This window comes from Candidatus Sodalis sp. SoCistrobi, from assembly GCF_900143145.1.
Classification (GTDB): domain Bacteria; phylum Pseudomonadota; class Gammaproteobacteria; order Enterobacterales; family Enterobacteriaceae; genus SoCistrobi.
In genome coordinates, this window is record NZ_FRDB01000043.1 from 1 (window position 1) to 16,015 (window position 16,015).

The 16,015-nt window shown below is 56.7% G+C and carries 12 protein-coding genes and 3 pseudogenes; 10 read left to right on the plus strand and 5 right to left on the minus strand.

Annotated elements, in window-relative coordinates:
• The 9 genes and pseudogenes from tuf to rpoC all read left to right on the plus strand — a co-directional run.
• Positions 1 to 230 (plus strand): annotated as a pseudogene (tuf, locus tag CINSTRO3249_RS04785) (elongation factor Tu); the annotation flags it as partial.
• Positions 231 to 495: 265 nt separating this feature from the next.
• On the plus strand, positions 496 to 879 hold the full coding sequence (gene secE / locus CINSTRO3249_RS04790; RefSeq protein WP_074012408.1) for a preprotein translocase subunit SecE: 384 nt from the start codon (positions 496 to 498) through the stop codon (positions 877 to 879).
• Position 880: 1 nt separating this feature from the next.
• Positions 881 to 1,426: a transcription termination/antitermination protein NusG gene (gene nusG / locus CINSTRO3249_RS04795; RefSeq protein WP_056777953.1), complete on the plus strand. Its 546-nt coding sequence runs from the start codon at positions 881 to 883 to the stop codon at positions 1,424 to 1,426.
• Positions 1,427 to 1,566: 140 nt separating this feature from the next.
• The gene (rplK, locus tag CINSTRO3249_RS04800) at positions 1,567 to 1,995 is read left to right on the plus strand and encodes a 50S ribosomal protein L11 (RefSeq protein ID WP_074012409.1); all 429 of its coding nucleotides are present in this window, start codon (positions 1,567 to 1,569) and stop codon (positions 1,993 to 1,995) included.
• Positions 1,996 to 1,998: 3 nt separating this feature from the next.
• A complete protein-coding gene (gene rplA / locus CINSTRO3249_RS04805; RefSeq protein ID WP_074012410.1) occupies positions 1,999 to 2,703 on the plus strand; it encodes a 50S ribosomal protein L1 in 705 nt (234 codons plus the stop codon).
• A 308-nt stretch (positions 2,704 to 3,011) separates the two neighbouring features.
• Positions 3,012 to 3,509 carry a 50S ribosomal protein L10 gene (gene rplJ, locus CINSTRO3249_RS04810; RefSeq protein WP_074012411.1) on the plus strand — a complete coding sequence of 166 codons (498 nt, stop codon included), beginning with the start codon at positions 3,012 to 3,014 and terminating at the stop codon, positions 3,507 to 3,509.
• Positions 3,510 to 3,575: 66 nt separating this feature from the next.
• Positions 3,576 to 3,941: a 50S ribosomal protein L7/L12 gene (rplL, locus tag CINSTRO3249_RS04815; RefSeq protein ID WP_074012412.1), complete on the plus strand. Its 366-nt coding sequence runs from the start codon at positions 3,576 to 3,578 to the stop codon at positions 3,939 to 3,941.
• Between the two features lie 326 nt (positions 3,942 to 4,267).
• Positions 4,268 to 8,296: a DNA-directed RNA polymerase subunit beta gene (rpoB, locus tag CINSTRO3249_RS04820; protein WP_074012413.1), complete on the plus strand. Its 4,029-nt coding sequence runs from the start codon at positions 4,268 to 4,270 to the stop codon at positions 8,294 to 8,296.
• Between the two features lie 90 nt (positions 8,297 to 8,386).
• Positions 8,387 to 12,607: a DNA-directed RNA polymerase subunit beta' gene (rpoC, locus tag CINSTRO3249_RS04825; protein ID WP_074012414.1), complete on the plus strand. Its 4,221-nt coding sequence runs from the start codon at positions 8,387 to 8,389 to the stop codon at positions 12,605 to 12,607.
• Positions 12,608 to 12,796: 189 nt separating this feature from the next.
• On the opposite strand, the pseudogene CINSTRO3249_RS04830 reads toward rpoC, so the two are convergent.
• A pseudogene (locus tag CINSTRO3249_RS04830) lies at positions 12,797 to 12,962 on the minus strand (ogr/Delta-like zinc finger family protein).
• Here CINSTRO3249_RS04830 and CINSTRO3249_RS17555 point away from each other — a divergent pair.
• On the plus strand, positions 12,894 to 13,049 hold the full coding sequence (locus tag CINSTRO3249_RS17555) for a hypothetical protein (RefSeq protein ID WP_254304295.1): 156 nt from the start codon (positions 12,894 to 12,896) through the stop codon (positions 13,047 to 13,049). The pseudogene CINSTRO3249_RS04830 and the gene CINSTRO3249_RS17555 overlap by 69 nt on opposite strands.
• 38 nt (positions 13,050 to 13,087) lie before the next feature.
• Here CINSTRO3249_RS17555 and CINSTRO3249_RS04835 read toward each other — a convergent pair whose 3' ends face one another.
• From CINSTRO3249_RS04835 to CINSTRO3249_RS04850, 4 genes and pseudogenes are all read right to left on the minus strand, one after another.
• Complete coding sequence (locus tag CINSTRO3249_RS04835; protein WP_074012416.1) at positions 13,088 to 14,176, minus strand: phage late control D family protein; 1,089 nt, start codon at positions 14,174 to 14,176, stop codon at positions 13,088 to 13,090.
• Positions 14,173 to 14,638: pseudogene (locus CINSTRO3249_RS04840) on the minus strand (phage tail protein). Before CINSTRO3249_RS04840 ends, CINSTRO3249_RS04835 begins: the two are co-directional and overlap by 4 nt.
• 6 nt (positions 14,639 to 14,644) lie before the next feature.
• Positions 14,645 to 15,388 (minus strand): hypothetical protein, encoded by a 744-nt coding sequence (locus CINSTRO3249_RS04845; RefSeq protein WP_074012417.1) that lies wholly within the window; start codon positions 15,386 to 15,388, stop codon positions 14,645 to 14,647.
• Entirely contained in the window at positions 15,378 to 15,821 is a 444-nt protein-coding gene (locus CINSTRO3249_RS04850) for a hypothetical protein (RefSeq protein ID WP_074012418.1), read from the minus strand. Before CINSTRO3249_RS04850 ends, CINSTRO3249_RS04845 begins: the two co-directional genes overlap by 11 nt.
• Positions 15,822 to 16,015 lie beyond the last annotated feature (194 nt).

Here is a 16,015-nt window from a genome sequence, read left to right on the forward strand (position 1 = left end):
GCCACACGCCGTTCTTCAAAGGCTACCGCCCGCAGTTCTACTTCCGTACCACTGACGTGACCGGTACCATCGAACTGCCGGAAGGCGTTGAAATGGTGATGCCTGGCGACAACATCAAGATGGTTGTTAACCTGATTGCTCCGATCGCCATGGACGACGGCCTGCGTTTCGCTATCCGCGAAGGTGGCCGTACCGTTGGCGCCGGCGTTGTTGCCAAAGTTATCGCTTAAGCCGGCAAATGCCGACATTTGTCGAATAACCATTTGACGCGACATGCGGTTAAAGGGCATCATTTGATGCCCTTTTTCTACGCTGTGACAGAGAACCTATCTCATCAGCGATTTTAAGTCATAATCATTGGTGAGATGGGCTCTTGTTCTGTGGCGTAAAACTTCGAGGTAATGTTGCTCATTCAGGGCATACTTCGATTGGTAGCCTCATGCTTTGCGGGGCTGATAAGTTGTTTGTCTGAATCCTATGTGACAGGTTTTTTTTATGAGTGCGAATACCGAAGCTCAAGGAAGCGGGCGTGGCCTGGAAGTGGTTAAGTGGTTAGTCGTCGCGATTCTGTTGGTCGTGGCTATTGTCGGTAACTATTATTACCGCGATCACCACTTGCTGCTGCGAGCGCTGGCTGTCGTGCTTATTATCGCTATCGCGGGCGGTGTGGCCATGATGACTGCCAAAGGCAAGTCCACCGTTGCGTTTGCGCGTGAAGCGCGCACCGAAGTACGTAAAGTGATTTGGCCGACCCGCCAGGAAACGTTACATACCACGTTAATCGTCGCCGCGGTGACCGCCGTGATGTCACTGATTCTGTGGGGGCTGGATGGCATTCTGGTCCGTGTGGTATCGTTTATTACTGGCCTGAGGTTCTAAGATGTCCGAAGCTCCAAAAAAACGCTGGTACGTCGTTCAGGCGTTTTCCGGTTTCGAGGGACGCGTAGCGCAGTCCCTTCGCGAACATATCAAACTTCATGATATGGAAGAGCTGTTTGGCGAAGTCATGGTGCCAACGGAAGAGGTGGTCGAAATTCGCGGCGGCCAGCGTCGCAAAAGCGAGCGCAAGTTCTTCCCGGGCTATGTCCTGGTGCAGATGGTGATGAACGACGCCAGCTGGCATCTGGTGCGCAGCGTACCGCGCGTCATGGGCTTCATCGGCGGCACTTCGGATCGGCCTGCGCCAATCAGCGATAAAGAAGTTGACGCCATTATGAACCGCCTGCAGCAGGTCGGCGACAAGCCACGGCCGAAAACCCTCTTCGAGCCGGGCGAGCTGGTCCGCGTCAGCGATGGTCCCTTTGCCGACTTCAACGGCGTGGTGGAAGAGGTGGATTACGAAAAAAGCCGCCTGAAGGTGTCGGTCTCGATCTTTGGTCGCGCCACACCGGTAGAGCTGGATTTCGGTCAGGTCGAGAAGGGCTGAGTCACCCACCACATTTTTGCTTGCTCGAGGCGCGAAATTAATCTAAAATTTCGCGCCTTTCGTTTTTATGCGTCTTAGTGCGTGTAAACGCTTATTCACGGGGAGCCTTCACCGGCGAGCACCCATTAGAGGAAATCAACATGGCCAAGAAAGTACAAGCCCATATCAAACTGCAGGTTGCTGCAGGCATGGCAAACCCGAGTCCGCCGGTAGGCCCGGCCCTGGGTCAGCAGGGCGTTAACATCATGGAATTCTGCAAAGCCTTCAATGCCAAAACTGAGAGCATCGAAAAAGGGCTGCCGATTCCGGTTGTTATCACCGTGTACTCCGACCGTTCTTTCACTTTCGTTACCAAGACCCCGCCGGCCGCCGTGCTGCTGAAGAAAGCCGCAGGCATCAAATCCGGTTCCGGTAAGCCGAATAAAGACAAAGTCGGTAAAGTGACCAGCGCGCAGGTCCGTGAAATCGCGGAAACCAAAGCGGCTGATATGACCGGTGCCGACGTGGAAGCGATGTCCCGCTCCATTGCGGGTACCGCGCGTTCCATGGGCCTGGTAGTGGAGGATTAAGAAATGGCTAAACTGACCAAGCGCATGCGCGTCATCCGCGATAAAGTTGATTCCACCAAGCAGTACGATATCAACGAAGCCGTCGCGTTGCTGAAAGAACTGGCCACCGCCAAATTTGTAGAAAGCATCGACGTTGCCGTCAATCTGGGCATCGATGCCCGTAAATCCGATCAAAACGTCCGTGGCGCCACCGTGCTGCCGCACGGTACCGGCCGCAGCGTGCGCGTCGCCGTGTTTACCCAGGGCGCCAACGCGGAAGCGGCGAAAGCCGCCGGCGCGGACCTGGTCGGCATGGATGATCTGGCTGACCAGATCAAAAAAGGCGAGTTCAACTTCGACGTGGTTATCGCTTCTCCAGACGCGATGCGTGTTGTCGGCCAGCTGGGCCAGATCCTCGGTCCGCGCGGCCTGATGCCGAACCCGAAAGTCGGCACCGTCACCCCGAACGTCGCTGAAGCGGTTAAAAACGCCAAAGCCGGTCAGGTGCGCTATCGCAACGACAAAAACGGCATCATCCACACCACCATCGGTAAAGTGGACTTCGACTCTGACAAATTGAAAGAAAACCTGGAAGCTCTGCTGGTCGCGCTGAAAAAAGCCAAACCGACGCAGGCCAAGGGCGTTTACATCAAGAAAGTCAGCCTGTCGACGACCATGGGCGCAGGTGTCGCCGTGGATCAAAGCGGTCTGTCCACCACCACCGCATAATTATTGCTTTACGCGGGCGTTGGTTTTGTCTAGAATCTAACGCCCGAAGTTTCGCCGGGGCGGTTTCCTTTTAACCGCAGGCGTAACAAACAGATTTTTTCGGTTGGAGCTTGGCCTATCCAAGCCTCCGTCCAAGACCGCAGGTGTGTGTTACAGCACTTAATTTTCCTGCGTAGACGGTGGCAGAGCCTGAATAACATATTCGTTTGCTGGATTCTGCTCACCGTATGTCGACGCTTACCGTCGCTGTGACGGTATGTGAAGTGAGTTCCGGGGGTTTCCCCGGCTAAATCCAGGAGCACAAGCTAATGGCATTAAATCTTCAAGACAAACAAGCGATTGTTGCTGAAGTCAGCGAAGTAGTCAAAGGCGCGCTGTCTGCCGTTGTCGCGGATTCCCGTGGCGTTACGGTAGATAAAATGACTGAACTGCGTAAAGCAGGTCGTGAAGCCGGTGTTTACATGCGCGTTGTTCGCAACACGCTGATGCGCCGCGTCGTTGAAGGTACTCCTTTCGAGTGCCTGAAAGACACGTTTGTCGGTCCGACCCTGATTGCATTTTCTCACGAACACCCGGGCGCAGCCGCTCGTTTGTTCAAGGCCTTCGCCAAAGACAATGCAAAATTTGAGGTTAAAGCCGCAGCCTTTGAAGGTGAAGTTATCCCGGCGTCGCAGATCGATCGCCTGGCCACTTTGCCAACTTACGAAGAAGCAATCGCCCGCCTGATGTCGGCCATGAAAGAAGCCTCTGCAGGCAAACTGGTTCGCACGCTGGCCGCACTGCGCGATCAGAAAGAAGCGGCATAAGCGCCGGTTTTATTCTGAAGCAATTGCAAACGTATAAACACTTTCTGAATTCTAGGAACACTTGTTATGTCTATCACTAAAGAACAAATTCTGGACGCAGTTGCCGAAATGTCCGTCATGGACGTCGTTGAACTGATCTCCATGATGGAAGAAAAATTCGGCGTTTCCGCCGCTGCCGCTGTAGCCGTTGCCGCAGGCCCGGCTGAAGCTGTAGAAGAAAAAACCGAGTTTGACGTTGTGCTTAGCGCCATCGGCGCCAACAAAGTTGCCGTCATCAAAGCCGTGCGCGGCGCTACCGGTCTGGGCCTGAAAGAAGCCAAAGACCTGGTTGAATCCGCACCTGCCACCCTGAAAGAAGGCGTGAGCAAAGATGACGCGGAAACACTGAAGAAAGCCCTGGAAGAAGCCGGTGCTTCTGTTGAGGTTAAATAAGTTAACCTTCCAGGTTGCAGCCTGAATTAGGCTGATGGCTGGTGGCTTTTTGGTCACCAGCCTTTTTGCGCTGTAGGGCATCAGTGGCGTTTAACACCATTTAGCTACTGATTAACCTTAATATTTATTTCTATCGACGCCTTAATATACTGCATCGCCTGCCGAGCCTCCCTGGTTCAGCAAAGTGCAGCGAAATGATTTAAGAGTGATAGAAACAAGTATTGCGGAGAGGATATCGATTCTCCGATCGTGATAAATGGCGTTGCATGTACTGTCCTAGTAGGGCGGACAGAGTTGGTCGACTTGTCAGCTAGCTGAGGAACCCTATGGTTTACTCCTATACCGAAAAAAAACGCATTCGTAAGGACTTCGGAAAACGTCCGCAGGTTTTGGACATTCCCTATCTCCTATCTATCCAGCTTGACTCGTTTCAGAAGTTTATCGAGCAAGATCCGGAAGGTCAGTACGGTCTGGAAGCGGCTTTCCGTTCCGTATTCCCCATACAGAGCTACAGCGGCAACTCGGAACTGCAATATGTCAGTTACCGTCTGGGCGAGCCTGTCTTTGATGTCAAAGAGTGCCAGATCCGCGGGGTGACGTTTTCTGCACCGCTGCGCGTCAAGCTGCGCCTTATCATTTACGAGCGCGAAGCGCCGGAAGGTACGGTAAAAGACATCAAGGAGCAGGAAGTCTACATGGGCGAAATCCCGCTCATGACCGACAACGGCACCTTTGTCATCAACGGTACCGAACGTGTTATCGTTTCCCAGCTGCACCGCAGCCCTGGCGTATTTTTTGACAGCGACAAGGGTAAGACGCACTCCTCCGGTAAAGTGTTGTACAACGCGCGTATCATTCCTTACCGCGGCTCGTGGCTGGATTTCGAGTTCGACCCGAAAGACAACTTGTTCGTCCGTATCGACCGCCGCCGCAAATTGCCGGCGACCATTATTCTGCGCGCGCTGAACTACAGCACCGGCCAGATCCTGGATACGTTCTTCGACAAAGTGGTTTACGAAATTCACGACAAAAAGCTGCAGATGGAGCTGCTTCCTGAGCGCTTGCGTGGTGAAACCGCCTCGTTTGATATCGAGGCCAACGGCACCGTCTATGTCGAAAAAGGCCGCCGCATCACCGCGCGCCACATTCGCCAGCTGGAAAAAGACGGCGTCGCGCAGATCGAAGTCCCTGTCGAATACATTATCGGCAAGGTGGTGGTAAAAGATTACATCGATGAAAATACCGGTGAAATCATCGTCCCCGCCAACATGGAACTGACGCTGGACCTGCTGGCCAAACTGAGCCAGGCGGGCCATAAACGTATCGAAACGTTGTTCACCAACGATTTGGATCACGGCGCCTACATGTCCGAGACGCTGCGCGTCGATCCGACCAGCGATCGCCTGAGCGCGCTGGTGGAAATCTACCGCATGATGCGCCCCGGCGAGCCGCCGACCCGCGAAGCGGCTGAAAATCTGTTTGAAAACCTGTTCTTCTCGGAAGATCGTTACGATCTGTCCGCGGTCGGCCGGATGAAGTTTAACCGTTCGCTACTGCGTGAAGAGATCGAAGGTTCCGGTATCCTGAGCAAAGACGACATCATTGAAGTGATGAAGAAGCTCATCGATATTCGTAACGGTAAAGGCGAAGTCGATGACATCGACCACCTGGGCAACCGCCGTATCCGTTCGGTGGGTGAAATGGCGGAGAACCAGTTCCGCGTCGGTCTGGTGCGCGTAGAACGCGCGGTGAAAGAGCGTCTGTCTTTAGGCGATCTGGATACCCTGATGCCGCAGGATATGATCAACGCCAAACCGATTTCGGCGGCGGTGAAAGAGTTCTTCGGCTCCAGCCAGCTGTCGCAGTTCATGGACCAGAACAACCCGCTGTCCGAGATTACCCACAAGCGCCGTATTTCCGCGTTGGGCCCGGGCGGTCTGACCCGCGAGCGCGCGGGCTTTGAAGTGCGCGACGTGCATCCGACCCATTACGGGCGCGTGTGCCCCATCGAAACCCCTGAAGGGCCGAACATCGGTCTTATCAACTCGCTGTCCGTGTATGCGCAGACCAACGAGTACGGTTTCCTGGAAACGCCTTATCGCCGCGTGCAAGACGGTGTGGTTACCGACGAAATCCATTATCTGTCGGCGATTGAGGAAGGCAACTTCGTTATCGCACAGGCCAACACCAACCTTGGCGACGACGGCCGTTTCGTTGACGATCTGGTGACCTGCCGCAGCAAAGGCGAATCGAGCCTGTTCAGCCGCGATCAGGTCGACTATATGGACGTTTCCACCCAGCAGGTGGTCTCGGTCGGCGCCTCGCTGATCCCGTTCCTGGAGCACGACGATGCCAACCGTGCCTTGATGGGTGCGAACATGCAACGTCAGGCGGTGCCGACGCTGCGTACCGACAAGCCGCTGGTCGGCACCGGTATGGAACGTGCGGTCGCCGTTGACTCCGGCGTGACCGCCGTGGCGAAACGCGGCGGCACGGTGCAGTACGTGGACGCCTCCCGTATCGTGATTAACGTCAACCCGGATGAAATGTATCCGGGTGAAGCGGGCATCGATATTTATAACCTGACCAAATATATCCGTTCCAACCAGAACACCTGTATCAGCCAGACGCCTTGCGTCTCGCTGGGTGAGCCGGTTGAGCGCGGCGACGTGCTGGCTGACGGTCCGTCCACCGATTTGGGTGAGCTGGCGCTGGGTCAGAATATGCGTATCGCGTTCATGCCGTGGAACGGCTACAACTTTGAAGACTCAATGCTGGTCTCCGAACGCGTGGTGCAGGAAGATCGTTTCACCACCATCCATATTCAGGAACTGGCGTGCGTGTCCCGCGACACCAAGCTGGGGCCTGAGGAAATTACCGCCGACATCCCGAACGTGGGTGAAGCCGCGCTCTCCAAGCTGGATGAGTCCGGTATCGTCTATATCGGCGCGGAAGTGACCGGCGGCGATATTCTGGTGGGTAAGGTGACGCCGAAAGGGGAAACCCAGCTGACGCCGGAAGAGAAACTGCTGCGCGCCATCTTCGGTGAAAAAGCCTCCGACGTGAAAGATTCGTCGCTGCGCGTGCCGAACGGTGTTTCCGGTACCGTTATCGATGTGCAGGTATTTACCCGCGACGGCGTGGAGAAAGACAAGCGCGCGCTGGAAATCGAGGAAATGCAGCTTAAGCAGGCCAAAAAGGACCTGACCGAAGAACTGCAGATCTTTGAAGCCGGTCTGTTTGCCCGTATTCGCGACGTCCTGATCTCTGGCGGCATCGAAGCGGAGAAGCTGGATAAGCTTACCCGCGAGCGCTGGCTGGAACTGGGCCTGGCCGACGAAGAGAAGCAGAATCAGCTTGAACAGCTCGCCGAGCAGTATGACGAGCTTAAGCACGAGTTCGAGAAGAAGCTGGAAGCCAAGCGCCGTAAAATTACCCAGGGCGATGACCTGGCTCCGGGCGTGCTGAAAATCGTCAAAGTGTATTTGGCGGTGAAACGTCAGATCCAGCCGGGCGACAAGATGGCGGGACGTCACGGTAACAAGGGCGTTATCTCCAAAATAAACCCGATCGAAGATATGCCTTACGATGAAAACGGCGTGCCGGTGGACATCGTTCTGAACCCGCTGGGCGTACCGTCGCGTATGAACATCGGCCAGATTCTGGAAACCCATTTGGGTATGGCGGCAAAAGGCATCGGCGACAAGATCAACGCCATGCTGAAGCAGCACGAAGAAGTGTCCAAGCTGCGCGAGTTCATCCAGAAGGCGTACAACCTGGGTGACGACGTGCGCCAGAAAGTGGATCTCAACACCTTCTCCGATGAGGAAGTGCTGCGTTTGGCGGAGAACCTGAAGAAAGGGATGCCGATCGCCACGCCGGTGTTCGACGGCGCCAAGGAAACAGAGATCAAGCAGCTGCTGCAGCTTGGTGGCCTGCCGACCTCCGGTCAGATCACCTTGTTTGACGGCCGCACCGGCGAGCAGTTCGAGCGCCAGGTGACGGTGGGCTATATGTACATGCTGAAACTCAACCATTTGGTTGATGACAAGATGCATGCGCGTTCCACCGGATCTTACAGCCTGGTTACCCAGCAGCCGCTGGGCGGCAAGGCGCAGTTCGGCGGCCAGCGCTTCGGGGAGATGGAAGTGTGGGCGCTGGAAGCTTACGGCGCGGCCTACACTCTGCAGGAAATGCTTACCGTCAAGTCGGATGATGTTAACGGTCGCACCAAGATGTACAAAAACATCGTGGATGGCAATCACACGATGGAACCCGGTATGCCGGAATCCTTTAACGTCTTGTTGAAGGAAATCCGCTCGCTGGGCATCAATATCGAGCTGGAAGAAGACTGATTTTTCCGCCCGGGTGCGATTCGCACTGGTAATAAGGGCGCCTGAGCGTTTCAGGCGCCTAACAGATCCAACTCCGACAGGAGCCAAGCCGTGAAAGATTTACTTAAGTTTCTGAAAGCGCAGACTAAGACCGAAGAGTTTGACGCGATCAAAATTGCGCTGGCGTCGCCAGACATGATCCGTTCCTGGTCGTTCGGCGAAGTGAAAAAGCCGGAAACCATTAACTACCGCACCTTTAAACCGGAGCGCGATGGTCTGTTCTGCGCCCGTATTTTCGGGCCGGTAAAAGACTATGAATGCCTGTGCGGTAAGTACAAGCGTCTGAAACACCGCGGCGTTATCTGTGAGAAATGCGGCGTTGAAGTGACCCAGACCAAGGTGCGCCGTGAGCGTATGGGCCATATCGAGCTGGCTTCGCCCACTGCCCACATCTGGTTTTTGAAATCGCTGCCGTCCCGTATCGGTCTGCTGTTGGATATGCCGCTGCGCGATATCGAACGCGTGCTGTATTTTGAATCCTATGTCGTGGTTGAAGGCGGCATGACCAACCTTGAGCGCCGTCAGATCCTGACCGAAGAGCAGTATCTGGACGCGCTGGAAGAGTTTGGTGACGAATTCGACGCCAAGATGGGCGCCGAAGCGATCCAGGCGCTGTTGAAAAACATGGATCTGGAGCAGGAATGCGAGCAGCTGCGCGAAGAGCTGGAAGAAACCAACTCGGAAACCAAGCGCAAAAAGCTGACCAAGCGCATTAAGCTGCTGGAAGCCTTCGTGCAGTCCGGCAATAAGCCGGAATGGATGATCCTGACCGTGTTGCCGGTACTACCGCCGGATCTGCGTCCGCTGGTCCCGTTGGATGGCGGCCGCTTTGCGACCTCGGATCTGAACGATCTGTATCGCCGGGTGATCAACCGTAACAACCGCTTGAAGCGTCTGCTGGATCTGGCCGCGCCGGATATCATCGTGCGCAACGAAAAGCGTATGCTGCAAGAAGCGGTCGATGCGCTGCTGGATAACGGCCGTCGTGGCCGTGCCATTACCGGCTCCAATAAGCGTCCGCTGAAATCCCTGGCCGACATGATCAAAGGTAAGCAAGGTCGCTTCCGCCAGAACTTGCTCGGTAAACGTGTCGACTATTCCGGCCGTTCAGTAATTACCGTAGGTCCGTACCTGCGTCTGCATCAGTGCGGTCTGCCGAAGAAAATGGCGCTGGAGCTGTTCAAGCCTTTCATTTACGGCAAGCTGGAGCTGCGTGGTCTGGCGACCACCATCAAAGCGGCCAAGAAAATGGTCGAGCGCGAAGAAGCCGTGGTATGGGATATCCTCGACGAGGTGATCCGCGAGCACCCGGTCATGCTGAACCGTGCGCCGACGCTGCACCGTCTGGGGATCCAGGCGTTTGAGCCGGTACTGATTGAAGGTAAAGCCATTCAGCTGCACCCGCTGGTGTGTGCGGCGTACAACGCCGACTTCGACGGCGACCAGATGGCGGTCCACGTGCCGCTGACGCTGGAAGCTCAGTTGGAAGCGCGCGCGCTGATGATGTCGACCAACAACATCCTGTCGCCCGCCAACGGCGAGCCGATTATCGTGCCGTCCCAGGACGTCGTGCTGGGTCTGTATTATATGACCCGTGATCGCGTCAACGGCAAGGGCGAAGGCATGGTGCTGACCGGGCCGAAAGAAGCGGAACGCATTTACCGCGCCGGCGTGGCCGAGCTGCATGCGCGCGTCAAAGTGCGTATCACCGAGCATGAGAAACGCGACAACGGCGAGTGGGTGGAAACCACCCATCTGGTGGATACCACCGTCGGCCGCGCTATCCTGTGGATGATCGTGCCGAAGGGGCTGCCGTTCTCGCTGGTGAACCAGGCGTTGGGTAAAAAAGCCATCTCCAAGATGCTCAATACCTGCTATCGCGTGCTGGGTCTGAAGCCGACCGTTATCTTTGCCGACCAGATCATGTACACCGGTTTCGCCTACGCCGCCCGTTCCGGCTCGTCCGTCGGCATCGACGATATGGTGATCCCGGCGAAGAAAGCCGAAATTATCGATGAAGCCGAAGCCGAAGTTGCCGAGATCCAAGAGCAGTTCCAGTCGGGTCTGGTCACCGCCGGTGAGCGTTATAACAAGGTTATCGATATTTGGGCCGCGGCCAACGAGCGCGTCGCCAAAGCGATGATGGACAACCTGTCTACCGAAGCCGTGATTAACCGTGACGGCGTGGAAGAGCGTCAGGTCTCGTTTAACAGCATCTTTATGATGGCCGACTCCGGCGCGCGTGGTTCGGCGGCGCAGATTCGTCAGCTGGCCGGTATGCGTGGCCTGATGGCCAAGCCCGATGGCTCGATCATCGAGACGCCAATTACCGCTAACTTCCGTGAAGGTCTGAACGTACTCCAGTACTTCATCTCCACCCACGGTGCACGTAAAGGTCTGGCGGATACCGCGCTGAAAACCGCGAACTCCGGTTACCTGACCCGTCGTCTGGTTGACGTGGCGCAGGATCTGGTGGTGACCGAGGACGACTGCGGCACCTTCGCCGGTATCGTGATGACGCCGGTTATCGAAGGCGGCGACGTTAAAGAGCCGCTGCGCGAGCGCGTTTTGGGCCGCGTTACGGCGGAAGATGTCCTGAAACCGGGCACTGCGGATATTTTGGTCGAGCGTAATACCCTGCTGAACGAGCAGTGGTGTGACGTGTTGGAAGAAAACTCCGTCGACAGCGTCAAGGTGCGTTCGGTCGTGACCTGCGATACCGATTTCGGCGTGTGCGCCAACTGCTACGGCCGCGATCTGGCGCGTGGGCATCTGGTAAACAAGGGCGAAGCCATCGGAGTTATCGCCGCGCAGTCCATCGGCGAACCCGGCACCCAGCTGACCATGCGTACATTCCACATCGGCGGGGCCGCGTCCCGTGCCGCGGCGGAATCCAGCATTCAGGTGAAAAACAAAGGGACCATCCGTCTTAGCAACGCCAAGTTCGTGGTGAACGGCAGCGGTAAGCTGGTGATCACCTCGCGTAACACCGAGCTGAAGCTGATTGACGAATTCGGCCGTACCAAAGAAAGCTATAAGGTGCCTTACGGCGCCGTGATGGCGAAAGGCGACGGCGCGGAGATCATGGGCGGCGAAACCGTTGCCAACTGGGATCCGCATACCATGCCGGTTATCACCGAAGTCGACGGTTTCGTCCGCTTCACCGATATGATCGACGGCCAGACCATTACCCGCCAGACCGACGAACTGACCGGTTTGTCCTCTATCGTGGTACTGGACACCGCCGAACGTACCGGTGGGGGTAAAGATCTGCGTCCGGCGCTGCGTATTGTCGACGCTAACGGAAACGATGTGCTGCTGCCGGGCACCGATATGCCGGCGCAGTACTCCCTGCCGGGCAAAACGATCGTCCAGCTGGAAGACGGCGCCAAAATCACCGGCGGTGATACGCTGGCGCGTCTGCCGCAGGAAACCAGCGGTACCAAGGATATTACCGGTGGTCTGCCGCGCGTTGCCGATCTGTTTGAAGCCCGTCGTCCGAAAGAGCCGGCAATTCTGGCCGAGATCAGCGGTATCGTTTCCTTCGGTAAAGAAACCAAAGGCAAACGTCGCCTGGTTATCTCGCCGATAGACGGCAGCGACGCTTACGAAGAGATGATCCCGAAATGGCGTCAGCTCAACGTATTTGAAGGTGAACGCGTCGAGCGCGGTGATGTGATTTCCGATGGCCCGGAATCGCCGCACGACATCCTGCGTCTGCGTGGCGTCCATGCGGTGACCCGCTACATCGTCAACGAAGTCCAGGACGTCTACCGTCTGCAGGGCGTGAAGATCAACGATAAACACATCGAAGTTATCGTTCGTCAGATGTTGCGTAAAGCCACGATCGCCAGCAGCGGCAGCTCGGAGTTCCTGGAAGGCGAACAGGCGGAATACTCGCGCATTAAGATAGCCAACCGTCAGCTGGAAATCGACGGCAAGGTGGAAATGACCTATATGCGCGATCTGCTGGGTATCACCAAAGCCTCGCTGGCCACGGAGTCGTTTATCTCCGCAGCGTCGTTCCAGGAAACCACGCGCGTGCTGACCGAAGCCGCCGTGGCCGGGAAGCGCGATGAACTGCGCGGCCTGAAGGAAAACGTCATCGTCGGACGGTTAATCCCGGCCGGTACCGGTTACGCTTATCATCAGGAACGCGCCCGCCATCGTCAGCAGTGCGAAGCGCCGGCCGCGCCGCAGATTACCGCCGATGAAGCTTCCGCCAATCTGGCTGAACTGCTGAATGCGGGTCTGGGCGGCAACGACGACTGATTGTCGATAGCGTTCCACGCCGCTGGCGAAGCTAACACCGCTCCTTCGGGTGCGTTAAATTAAAGGGCAATGCATTGAAAATAAAAGGATTTAATTTCTCAGTGTCCAGATAACGTCCATCTTTGACCAAAAGGCCCCAGTTTCCGGGGCTTTTTCTTTATCACAGTTGCTTATGATTTTTTGGGCAAACTATCCAAACTGTAGCATTCCCTGACCGCTCTGGCCTGGGTGGGGGTGGTGCGGGATCTACCTGTCGGGGGACACAGATGGAACGGGTAAAGGTTTCATGTGTGATAAAGGTGTGACCACAATTAATGTTGGTACATTGATTGTAGCGCTCTTTGGTGGTGGTAATGTAATGGCTGGTACGGGTATGGGCGGCCTGGCCGCAAAGGGGGCAATGCATCATGGCGTGAGTGCTCTCCATCACGCACCCGACTAAGGTCGGTGGTAGCGGTCAGTGTAGCATTTCCGTTTTTCTCATTCCATTTCAAGCGCATCGATTTTTACCTCCAGCTCCAAGGCGGTGGTAAATCCGCTGCTATTGAGCGTATGCGTCACGGTAACCAGCGTCCAGGCGGCCTGGTCGATTTCTTTTTTAAAGCCGCTGACCCTGACCGGCATTTCGGGGGTGAGTTCGGCGCGGCCGCGTGCCAGCGTGATGGCGAAGGTGGCGACACCGCGTTGCAGCCGCTCCCAGTTCGCTCTGGCAGCCCGTTCAGCATTGTGCTTTGAGGCGTAGGTGTGGCGCAAAACCAGCACGTTTTCCTCACTGCCTATCAGATAGTCGCCCTGTTTTTCTGTGTTGGCGGAGCGCTTTTTCCGCTTGCGTCTGACGCTGACCGTCTCGGGTTTGGCCTGGCGGGTATTGAGCCAGTGCGCCACCACGCCGGTATAGGCGTCGCGATCGGTGAGCGTGAAAGTGTGACTGTCTCCCTGCTGACGGGTAATTGTCAGCGCCGGAAGCGGTTTACCGCTCAGGGTCTGGTTCTGCCCCTGTTTAAAAAACAGCATTTTCCCTTGTTTAACCGCCATCACCGCGCCATGTTCCCTTGCCAGTCGCGTTAAGAAGCTGCCGTCTGATTCCTGGCTCTGGTCGCTGTGGGCCAGTTTGGTGCGGGCCATCGCCTGACTTATCACCGGCGTCAGCTTATGTCGGGCGGCGAGCGTCTTCACCACATCGCCGAGGGTGGTGTTATGGTAAGACGCTTCGCGCTGGACGTTGAGCGAGGCGCGAAAATCAGCGCTGCGGGCGCGTATCGTCAGCCGGTCGGGGGCGCCGCTGTGCTCGATTTCATCGACGGTAAAGGTGCCTTTATTTATCAGCCCGGTTTCCTTCCAGCCGAGAGACAGTGCAACGTTAGCCCCACGCCTGGGCAATAGCAAACTCCGGTCGCTGTCATCCAGTTCAATATCCAGCTGGTCCGCCTCAAAGCCCCGGTTATCCGTCAGGGTTAATGACATCAGGCGATGCGCTATGTTGCCGGTGATATCGACGCCGTCAACACTCAGGCGCCAGTCCGGGGTATGGCCGCCGGTGGTGCTATCCAGCAAGGCCGACAGGCTCATGATAGCAGCCTGCCTACGGTGTCGGAGAGTGCGCCGCTCAGGTCGTTAAGCTGCTGCGACAGTTCACCGAACATCTCTTTGAGGTTTTCATCGGTGCGTTTAAGCGTCAGGGTAAATTCTATGCGCCGCGCGGCGCCGTCGGCGAAGAACACGCTTTTGGTGCGGCTCAGGCTTTCAATCACAAACATGCCATGGATAGCCCCGTTACCTTCAATCAGCGACCAGGCTTTACCGGTTTCCGCCATCTTTTGCAGCGCCATGAGCGAGACGCGCCCGCCGGTGATTTCCGGCAACAGGACACCGCTCAGGGTGACGGTTTCTTCATCCGGGCCGAGGAACTGGCTCTGCGGGCGGCGCCCTATCCGGCTGTTGGACGGGTGACGCCAGGCCATCTGGTGCTGAAATTCCTGATAGGGGCACGGTGTGCAGCATAAAAACGAACATGCCTAATGCCATCATCATCGTTGTTTACTCGCGGTCTTCAAAACGGCTGTGAGCGCGGGCGCGGGCCTGGCGTTCACGGGCGTCAAGCTGGCGGGCCACCTCCCGCGCGATATCCTGCGGGCTATGGTGCGGCTGCGCCACGATCTGAATGGGCGCCTCAATGCTGATGCGGGTCACGCCGCCAGCGGGGGCCACCGTGCCCTGCTGGGCGCGGTAATGGCTGGCCGGCAGGCTGTAGGGATGCAGCGGCGCCTGAGCCAGGGCGGACGACATGCCGCCCATCATCAGGGCGGCGGCGGCCAGGCTGGCGGTAGCGCGGCGACTGGTGACATTGACCGGGCCACTGATGATTTCCGGGCCATATTCGCCCACCAGACCAAAGCGCCCGCCCGGGATACGCCCGCCCCTGTCATGCTCGCCGGCGTAGTTTGCCAGCGGATGCAGCGCGGCAGTCGCCTGCACGGTGGTATTGCCCTTCATCCAGTCCGGCAGGTAGTCGGTGAGCGAGGTCAGTTTGCTTTTCAGCGCCTGCCATTTTTCATTGATGCCGTCCATCAGGCTATCGATGATACGGGTACCAAAATCCTTAAACCGGCCAGGCAGCGCCTGTAAATAATCCTGGATAGCCTGCCATTTTTCCCGCGTCGTCTGGCTGACGGACTCCCATAGCGCCTTGAATTTTGGCCCAAGGGTATCCCAGTTTTGCCATATCAGCACCGCCGCGCCGGCGATGACGCCAATGATTGCCAGGATCGGGTTAGCGAACATCAGGCGCCCCAGCCAGACAATGGCGGTGCCAATTATGCCGGAGGGCACCCACCAGAATCACGCGACCTGCCGTGGCGGTAGCGCGTATCGCCTTGGACAGCAGAGAAAAGGCACCGCTGCCTTTGATACCTAACAGGCTGAAGCCATAACGCAGCAGGGCGACAGGCCCCAGCAGTGAGGCCAGCGCCAGGGTTAATGCGCCGCCGACGGACAGCAGCAGGCCAAAGCTGGCAGCGGTCACGGTGAGCACCTTCGCCGCCTGTTGATGTCGGGCAAAAAAGGCGTTTACCCGGTCTAACATTGCTGACACCTTTTCCAGCCCCTTGACGTAAAGCGGCAGCACCTTTTCCCCGATATTTTTATACAGATCGTGTTTTTTGGCTTCCAGGATCAGCTCCTGGCCGCCGGCGGTGTGCTGTCCCTGACGAAGCAAGGTATCAATATCTTGCGCCTGGGTGCGCCGGCCAGCAGTTGCTTTTGAATGTTCTCGCGCTGGTTATTGAATCACCCCGGATAAATTAGAGTCTATACTTTAAAAGTGGAGGTCTCTATGACAACGACCAAACGTTACTCTCCGGAAGTCCGTGAACGGGCAGTTAATCTAGTGCTGGAAACTCAGCATGAGCA